Origin of the sequence: Kordiimonas sp. (assembly GCF_048264555.1) — a bacterium.
In the GTDB taxonomy this organism is placed as follows: domain Bacteria; phylum Pseudomonadota; class Alphaproteobacteria; order Sphingomonadales; family Kordiimonadaceae; genus Kordiimonas.
On record NZ_JBLXCX010000003.1, the window covers coordinates 482902 to 491091 of the forward strand.

Annotated in this window: 7 protein-coding genes; 5 read left to right on the top strand and 2 right to left on the bottom strand. The window is 55.8% G+C overall.

All coding sequences use genetic code 11. The features are described from left to right. Positions 1 to 25 precede the first annotated feature (25 nt). Positions 26 to 1450 carry a mannose-1-phosphate guanylyltransferase/mannose-6-phosphate isomerase gene (locus ACN0XZ_RS11910; RefSeq protein WP_417457990.1) on the top strand — a complete coding sequence of 475 codons (1425 nt, stop codon included), beginning with the start codon at positions 26 to 28 and terminating at the stop codon, positions 1448 to 1450. 128 nt (positions 1451 to 1578) lie between these two features. Here the strand turns inward: ACN0XZ_RS11910 and ACN0XZ_RS11915 are convergent, their stop codons facing one another. Both ACN0XZ_RS11915 and ACN0XZ_RS11920 read right to left on the bottom strand, forming a co-directional pair. After that, positions 1579 to 3327 (bottom strand): glycosyltransferase family 2 protein, encoded by a 1749-nt coding sequence (locus tag ACN0XZ_RS11915; RefSeq protein WP_417457991.1) that lies wholly within the window; start codon positions 3325 to 3327, stop codon positions 1579 to 1581. Beyond that, positions 3324 to 4313 (bottom strand): hypothetical protein, encoded by a 990-nt coding sequence (locus ACN0XZ_RS11920; RefSeq protein ID WP_417457992.1) that lies wholly within the window; start codon positions 4311 to 4313, stop codon positions 3324 to 3326. The genes ACN0XZ_RS11915 and ACN0XZ_RS11920 overlap by 4 nt, the downstream gene beginning before the upstream one ends. A gap of 190 nt (positions 4314 to 4503) precedes the next feature. On the opposite strand from ACN0XZ_RS11920, the gene rfbC reads away from it, so the two are divergent. From rfbC to rfbA, 4 genes are read left to right on the top strand one after another with little or no spacing between them, the layout of a single operon-like run. After that, complete coding sequence (rfbC, locus tag ACN0XZ_RS11925; protein WP_417457993.1) at positions 4504 to 5073, top strand: dTDP-4-dehydrorhamnose 3,5-epimerase; 570 nt, start codon at positions 4504 to 4506, stop codon at positions 5071 to 5073. A gap of 13 nt (positions 5074 to 5086) precedes the next feature. After that, positions 5087 to 6133, top strand: coding sequence for a dTDP-glucose 4,6-dehydratase (rfbB, locus tag ACN0XZ_RS11930; RefSeq protein ID WP_417457994.1), 1047 nt, complete (start codon positions 5087 to 5089; stop codon positions 6131 to 6133). A gap of 18 nt (positions 6134 to 6151) precedes the next feature. Further along, a complete protein-coding gene (gene rfbD / locus ACN0XZ_RS11935; protein ID WP_417457995.1) occupies positions 6152 to 7051 on the top strand; it encodes a dTDP-4-dehydrorhamnose reductase in 900 nt (299 codons plus the stop codon). Positions 7052 to 7076: 25 nt separating this feature from the next. Continuing rightward, entirely contained in the window at positions 7077 to 7946 is an 870-nt protein-coding gene (gene rfbA / locus ACN0XZ_RS11940; protein WP_417457996.1) for a glucose-1-phosphate thymidylyltransferase RfbA, read from the top strand. Positions 7947 to 8190 lie beyond the last annotated feature (244 nt).

The window sequence follows — 8190 nt, forward strand, 5'->3', positions numbered from 1 at the left end:
ATATTATCAGATCAGGAATTCAGGCATGTTTTCAGGCATTTATCCCGTTGTTCTTTGTGGTGGTTCCGGCAGCAGGCTGTGGCCACTATCGCGCTCTGGCATGCCCAAACAGTTCCTGCCCATCGCCGGTGACAAGAGCTTGCTCGTACAGGCGCTTGAGCGCGTGGCACCGCGCTACGGTTTCCATGAACCGATCATGATTGCCAATAACGAACACCGTTTCCTGCTCTCCAAACAGGCGGAGGACGCAGGCCTGAACCTCGCGAAAATCCTGCTGGAGCCGGTTGGGCGCAACACGGCACCCGCCGTTATCATCGCCGCCCTTGAAGCGATCAGGCTTGATGCAGATGCCAAGATCCTCGTGCTGGCGGCTGACCACTTGATTGGAGACGTCCCTGCCTTCCACGAAGCGGTTGAGCGGGCGTCTCGCGCCGCAGATGAGGGCGCGCTCACCTGCTTTGGGATTATGCCCACAGCGGCAGAGACAGGCTATGGCTATATCAAACCCGGTGAGATGCTGACGGGTGCTGGTGGCGTGCACCATATTGCAAGCTTCAAGGAAAAGCCGGATGCCGCCACGGCGCAGGCTTATTTTTCATCCCGGCAATACCTTTGGAACAGTGGCATGTTCCTCTTTCGGGCGGAACGCTTCCTTGCCGAGGCTGAGCAACACGTGCCGGAGATGGTAGCCGCTTGCCGCAAGGCATATGACGGCATCAGCGAGGATTTGCAGTTCCACCGCTTGCCGGAGGAGGCATTCTCAAAGGTGCCCGCCGATTCGATTGACTATGCCGTGATGGAGAAAACCTCGCACGCCGCCGTGGTGCCTTGCAGCATTGGCTGGTCTGACCTCGGCAGTTTCTCCGCGCTTTTTGAAGCGGGAGAGAAAGACGCGCGCGACAATGTCACCCATGGTGACGTGACGCTCCTCAACTCTAATGACTGCTACGTTTATGCGGACAAGAAGCTGATTGCGGCCACTGACATCTCCAATCTGGTGATTGTTGCGACCGATGACGCGGTGATGATTGCCCCCAAGGACAAAGACCAGAACGTCAAAAAAATCGTTGATGCGCTCAAGAATGGCGGCCGGGATGAAGCAAAACTGCACACGACCGTTTATCGCCCCTGGGGGTTTTATACCTCGCTTGCAATCAATACCCGCTTCCAGGCCAAGGAGCTTTGTGTTTACCCCGGCAAACGTCTCTCACTTCAGTCCCACAACAGGCGGGCGGAACACTGGGTAGTGATTGACGGGGAAGCAACCGTCACCCGCAACGATGACATCCTGACCCTTAACCCGAACGAATCTGTCTTCCTGCCCATTGGCACACGGCACCGGCTCGAGAACAAGGGTGAAAAACTGCTCAGGCTCGTTGAAGTGCAAACCGGTGATTATTTCGGTGAGGATGACATCGTGCGTTATGAGGATGACTTCAAGCGGGTTTAGAGAAGGCATGGACGGGTGTGGCGTGAACCGCGCCACACATTAGGCCATATATGCCCTCTACGCGCCGCACTTTCGCGCACACTTAAGGCCACACACCCGCCACACTAACGCGCGCGCCTGCGCGCCACCTAAAGCACAAAATCTTCGCGGTGTGGTGCCAGGTTTTTATTGAAGTAACGGTCGATTTCCGTATCCGTACCCCACTTGGCCTTCAGCGCAGCCGCTTCACCCAGATAGCGTTCCCGCTTTGCGCCTTTGAGGTCCTTGCCGCGTGATTTGCTTTCATAGTGATAGAGCACCGCATGCGGGTGATAGATGTTGTGATAGCCCGCCGCCTGTAGTTTCAGGCATAGATCAACATCATTGAAGGCGACACGAAAGACCGTTTCGTCAAGCCCGCCAACTTCAAAGAACTTGTCCTTGCGGACGATCAGGCATGCGGCTGTCACGGCACTCACATATTGGCTGAGGTGCGCCCGGTAAAAATACCCCGGGTCATTCGCCTTCAGGAACCGGTGCCCATGACCCGCGAGCCCCCCCATACCGGTATAAACCCCGGCATGCTGGATGCGGCCGTCGCTATACAGCAGCTTTGCGCCTACAGCGCCCACATCTTCCCGCACGGCCTGGCCCATCAGCTCCTCGAGCCACTCAGGCGTAATCACTTCCGTATCATTGTTGATGAGGCCGATATAGCTGCCTTTCGCTTCACGCGCGGCAAAATTATTGATGGCGGAATAGTTGAACTCACCCGGATAATCCAGCACCCTGACCTTATCATTTCTCGCAATATTCTCGAGAAAACGGTGGGTTGCAGGCTTCTGGCTATCGTTGTTCACGATCAGGATTTCATAGTTCTTGTACCGTGTTTTTGCCAGAATGCTGCGCACGCAGTTGCGGGTCAGGCGGCGCATATCCCGCGTGGGGATGATAAGCGATACCAGCGGCTCATCCGCACCAACGGGCCTGCTTTGGCGGATATGCCCGAAGCTGCCCTGAAGGACCTTGGCATCGCCTGCAGCGCCCGAGGTGCAGCGTTCAAGCGCTCTGCCGTGGTCAATGCCCGAGAGTGATGGCCGTATAATCTCAGCCCCCACAAAACGCCTGACAAACCGATGATAAAGCACATGCGGCACATGGCTTACCTCTTCACGGGGAAGCTCCCGCCCAAGCTGCAGCAAAAGCTCGTACCGCGCCTGTGCCTTAACGCTAAAAGCTATGCCGACCGGCAACCGGGCAGCATCCACAAAACACAAGCCGCCGATATAATCGCACGCCAGCAACAGTTCATAGTTCCAGTGCGGTTTGAAATGGGAATGCCGCCGCACGCCCTTGTGGTTGATCTGGTCTTCGTCCGTATAGATCAGCGCCGGGCGCGCTTCAGCCGCCACAGCGCATTCATAAAGCGCATGCTCCGCCAGCAGGTCACCGGGCCGCAACCAGCCGAGATAGCCCTTGCCTGCCTCACCTTCCGGCATTTCGTTATGGTAGCGAATGCGGGCGTCACTGAACTGCTCATGCGCGTCAGCGCCTATCAGCACCAGCTCCCAATGGGGGTAAAGCTGTGCCTTGAGCGACGCAACGGTGCGCGCCACAAAAGGCCGCTCATCCACCGAGCTCACTTCAGAGTATATCCTGAAAACAATTTTATTTTCAGAACCTTTCGAGACAGCCTCGATGATCTCAGCGCGACGTTCTTCGCTTAGCTCAGCGTTCTTTTGCAGCCATTTTTCATAGCGGTAGCGCTCGTCTTCAATCAACACGGAGAAACGATTATGCGCGCGCAGGCGCTTGCCCAGCAGCAACCAGAAAAGAGCGACAAGGCTGCGTATAGGATGAAGGAGCGCCGCCCTGAGCCAGAGATAAAGCAACCTCACCCTTGCTTCCTTATGAAAATTTCCTGCCAAAATGCCTGTTGCGCCGCCACGTCATTCTTCTCTTCAAAATAGCGCTTCGCCCCGCCATACACCTTCGCCATCTGCTCCGGCGCACTCAGTATCTTGATAAGGCGTGTTTGCCACTCCGCCGCGCTGTCGCCGGCCAGAAAGGCATTGTCACCGTCTATCAAACCGTGGGCCTTGCCCCAGCTTGCGCTGTACATAGCCGGGCAACCGGCAAGAGTATACTCTAAAATCTTGTTCACAGACCGCGCGGCGTTAAACGGTGTGTCAATCAACGGGTAAAGCCCCAGATGAAAGCGGAAAGACGGCATGGCGCGTTTGTAGCCCGCCCATGTTTTTGCCTTGCGGCGATGCACGTGGGGATGATCTTCCAGCGGCCCCATAAGGGGCTCATTGCCAAAATAATGGAAATGCACATTGGGAAAACGCTTGAGAACCGTACTGATCACCGGGCGCAAAAACTCAAATCCTGCACCGTGGCTTCCTGTGCCCAGGTGCACAATATCTGTTACCCCGCCAAGGTTTGCCGGGCGGGCGTCGGCGTTTGGCGCGCCGCTCCAAACAGGCGAAAGGCTATGTATCTTGGCTTCCGTTTTCAGCTTCTCAGCAATTATGGGCGAACTGGTCACCACGTGCGCTGCCCGCTCGAGCATGGTGCTATAGATGCCGTCCTTCAGCGTCTTGAGCCGTGCGCGGTAACCAGTGGGCAGCGTTTCATCTTCTATGGCGGTGAGGTCGTCGTCGATCAGGTAGATAATCTCCGCCCCGCGCTGATGATGCGCCAGCACACGCTTGATCACGCTCTCCCGGTCGCGCCTCACAACAAGATATTTTTCGCCGGAACGGAAGGTATTGGCGCCAATGCGCTCTACCGGGCCGCCTTTCCATGGTTTAGAAATCAGGCCCGCACATGCGTTCAGGAAATAGAGGTCTGTGGTCGGGATAGGCGTATAGGCAAACACTGTTTCCTCCTCACATGGCTCTCAAACCTGCCCGGGCATGCCGGGCGCTTTCCTTGGCTTTCGTTCCCGTCCCCATGGGGCAGAGAAGGCGAAAAGCTTTTCTGGCAAAAATCCTCTGATCAGCCTTTGTAAACCGGTTATTCTTGGTTATACAAGCGGGGCAATTCATTTAAGGAAAAGCGGCTTATTCATGAAGATCGAAGACACCAAAATTCCGGATGTCAAACTTATCACGCCCAAACGTTTCGGGGACGACCGGGGTTTCTTCTCTGAAACCTTCAACCAGCGTCTTTTTGATGACGCCGTACCCGGGCAATCTTTCGTGCAGGACAATCATTCGCTCTCGCGCGAGGTTGGTGTCTTGCGTGGCCTTCATTTCCAGCACCCGCCATTTGCCCAGGGCAAACTCGTGCGGGTGATCAAGGGGGCGGCTCTCGACGTTGTGGTTGATATCCGTAAAGGCTCCCCAACATTCGGGCAGCATGTCGCGGCGGAGCTGAGCGAGGAAAACTGGCAACAGCTTTGGGTGCCAGCGGGGTTCGCCCACGCCTTTTGCACGCTGGAGCCGGATACGATCTTCTTCTATAAAGTAACCAATTTTTATTCACCCGAGCATGACGCAGGCATCGCGTTTGACGATCCTGATCTCGGCATCGATTGGCCTGTGACGCGGGAAACGGTCACGCTTTCCGGCAAGGACAAAGCTTTGCCACGGCTGAAAGATATCGATAGCCCGTTCATCTACGGCGAAAATTGTTAAGGACATTTGGGGCATGAAAATCATTGTAACCGGTGGCGCCGGTTTTATCGGGTCTGCGGTTTGTCGCCATCTGGTGCAGGACCTCAAGCACACCGTTATCAACCTCGACAAGCTCACTTATGCTGGCAACCTCGCCAGCCTGAAAGAGATTGAAGACAGCCCGCTATATCACTTTGAAGAAGCGGATGTGTGCGACCGCGCGGCCCTTGATGCCATTTTCAAGAAATACCAGCCGGACGGTGTGATGCACCTGGCGGCCGAAAGCCACGTGGACCGCTCCATCACCGGCGCGGCGGATTTCATTCAAACCAATATTGTTGGCACCTTTGTGCTGCTTGAAGCCGCGCGCGATTACTGGAGTGCATTGCCTGAGAATGCCAAATCTGCCTTCCGTTTCCTGCATGTCTCCACCGATGAAGTATACGGCTCCCTTGGCGCTGAGGGCCTGTTTGAAGAAACAACGCCCTATGACCCAAGCTCGCCCTATTCCGCCTCGAAAGCATCGGCGGATCATCTGGCCAATGCGTGGTTTGAAACCTACGGCCTGCCGGTTGTGATCTCCAACTGTTCCAACAACTATGGGCCATACCATTTCCCGGAGAAGCTTATCCCCCTCGTAGCGCTCAATGCCCTTGATGGCAAAGACCTGCCCGTTTATGGCGACGGCTCTAACGTGCGGGACTGGCTCTATGTAGAAGATCACGCAAAGGCGCTCTATACCATCCTGACGAAGGGACGACTGGGCGAAAAATATAACGTGGGTGGGCGCAACGAGCGCACCAACCTGCATGTGGTTGAAACCATCTGTGACATTCTGGATGAGCTTCGTCCTTCCAACCGCCCGCGCCGGGAACTCATCACTTTTGTGGCGGACCGGCCCGGCCATGATGCCCGTTACGCCATTGACGCCAGCAAGCTTGAAGATGAGCTTGGCTGGCGCGCGGAAGAAAACTTCGAGAGTGGCATCCGTAAAACTATTGAATGGTATCTCGAGAATGAATGGTGGTGGGGCCCGCTTCGGGATGTGGCTGGCGAACGCCGCGGCCTATTGAAGAAGTAGACGCGAGGCACAGGAACCATGCGGGTATTTGTTGCAGGAAAATCAGGACAACTGGCCACAGCACTCGCCCACTTGCACGGGCAGGCCGCGGGCACCAGCACGTTTGAGATTTCCTGCTTCGGGCGCACAGACTTTGACCTCACTTCGCTTGAAAGCGTGCGTGAGGCCATCACAAGCCGAAGGCCGGGTGCGGTTATCAACGCCGCTGCCTACACGGCTGTAGACGGCGCCGAGGACGATGAAGAAAACGCCTTCCTCCTGAACGCCATCGGCGCGGAAAATCTCGCGAGAGTATGCGCTGACCTCGATATACCCTTCCTGCACATCTCGACCGACTATGTCTTTGATGGCCAGAAAGAAGGCCCCTATACGGAGCAGGACACACCAAACCCGCAAGGTGTTTATGGCCGCAGCAAGCTTGAAGGCGAACTTCGGGTGATGCGGACCAACCCGCATTCCCTGATCTTCCGCACCGCATGGGTTTACAGCCCCTACGGCAAAAACTTCGTTAAAACCATGTTAGCGCTGGCCGAAAAGCGCGACGAGTTGGGCGTGGTGGCTGATCAGGTTGGCAACCCAAGTTACGCGCCAGACCTCGCCGCCGCCCTTCTCGCCATATGCCATGGGCTCAGCGAGGCGGAAGACTGGCACCCTCTTGCCGGGCTATACCATTTGGCCGGTAGTGGCACCACCAACTGGCACGGTTTTGCCGAACAGACATTTAGCGTTGGTTCTCGCTTCGGGCATCCGGTACCGCGGGTGAATGAGCTTACCACAGCAGAATATCCAACACCTGCCAAACGGCCAGCCAACAGCAGGCTTGATTGCAGCAAACTAAGAGATATCTTCGGTATAACACTGCCGCACTGGCATCACAGCCTTGAACGCTGTGTCTCCATACTGCTGGCAGAGAAATAACAGATAAGGATAAAGGGGGACGGTCATGAAAGGCATTATTCTGGCAGGTGGGCTTGGCACACGCCTCTATCCCATCACCAAATCGCTCAGCAAACAGCTGTTGCCGATCTACGACAAACCGCTGGTTTACTATCCGCTCACAACGCTGATGTTGGCTGATATCAGGGAAATCCTGATCATCTCCACCCCACATCACCTGCCGCTTTATCAAGACCTTCTGGGGGACGGCAGCCAGTGGGGCATTGAGCTCAAATATGTTGCGCAGCCGGAGCCTAAAGGCCTGGCGCAAGCATTCCTGCTGGACCCGGACTTTATCGGCAACTCGCCCTGTGCGCTCGCGCTGGGGGACAATGTTTTCTATGCGGCGGGTTTCACTGAGCATTTGCAGCGCGCGGGCCGGGTGAAAGAAGGTGCCTATGTGTTTGCTTACCCTGTGGGTGACCCAAGCTCCTTTGGTGTGGTGGAAATGAGCCCTGAGGGCAAGGCACTCTCCATTGAAGAGAAGCCGAAGCAACCGAAAAGCAACCTGGCCGTAACCGGGCTTTATTTTTACGACAATCAGGTTGTTGATATCGCACGGAATGTGGAACCAAGCGCAAGGGGCGAGCTTGAGATCACCAGCGTTAACGACGCCTATCTCAAGCAAGGCACGCTCAATGTTATCAAGCTGCAGCGCGGCACCGCCTGGCTTGATACCGGCACCGTGGATGCCATGCTTGCGGCCAGCAACTTTGTGCAAACCATTGAAGAACGCCAGGGTCTCAAGATCGCCTGCCCCGAAGAAGTGGCGTGGCGCAAGGGCTTTATCAGCTCAGACACCCTCGCGAGCCTCGCCCGGTCATACAAGAACAGCTACGGCAAATATCTCGCGAAACTTCTGAAGGAATACCCCTGACACGAAGGTTTGACCGCCGCAACCACATTCAAGTCATACAGTAAAGAAGACCTCAGTCGCGACCTGGCTGGGGTCTTTTTTATTGGAGTGCCATCTAGCGCTCACCTACCACCCGGCATAGCGGCTGTAGCACTCCGGATCCCGAACCAGTTGTTGTGATAGATGTTGAGAAGGGATGGTGTGTGACCTTTATGGGGTTGTCGGTATGCTTTTGCAGCATCGTCATGAGGGTTGAGGATGAAGG

Bases quoted from the DNA above. Each gene is read 5' to 3' on its own strand.
- ACN0XZ_RS11910 (WP_417457990.1), top strand. From the start codon at position 26: ATGTTTTCAGGCATTTATCCCGTTGTTCTTTGTGGTGGTTCCGGCAGC.
- rfbC (WP_417457993.1), top strand. From the start codon at position 4,504: ATGAAGATCGAAGACACCAAAATTCCGGATGTCAAACTTATCACGCCC.
- rfbB (WP_417457994.1), top strand. From the start codon at position 5,087: ATGAAAATCATTGTAACCGGTGGCGCCGGTTTTATCGGGTCTGCGGTT.
- rfbD (WP_417457995.1), top strand. From the start codon at position 6,152: ATGCGGGTATTTGTTGCAGGAAAATCAGGACAACTGGCCACAGCACTC.
- rfbA (WP_417457996.1), top strand. From the start codon at position 7,077: ATGAAAGGCATTATTCTGGCAGGTGGGCTTGGCACACGCCTCTATCCC.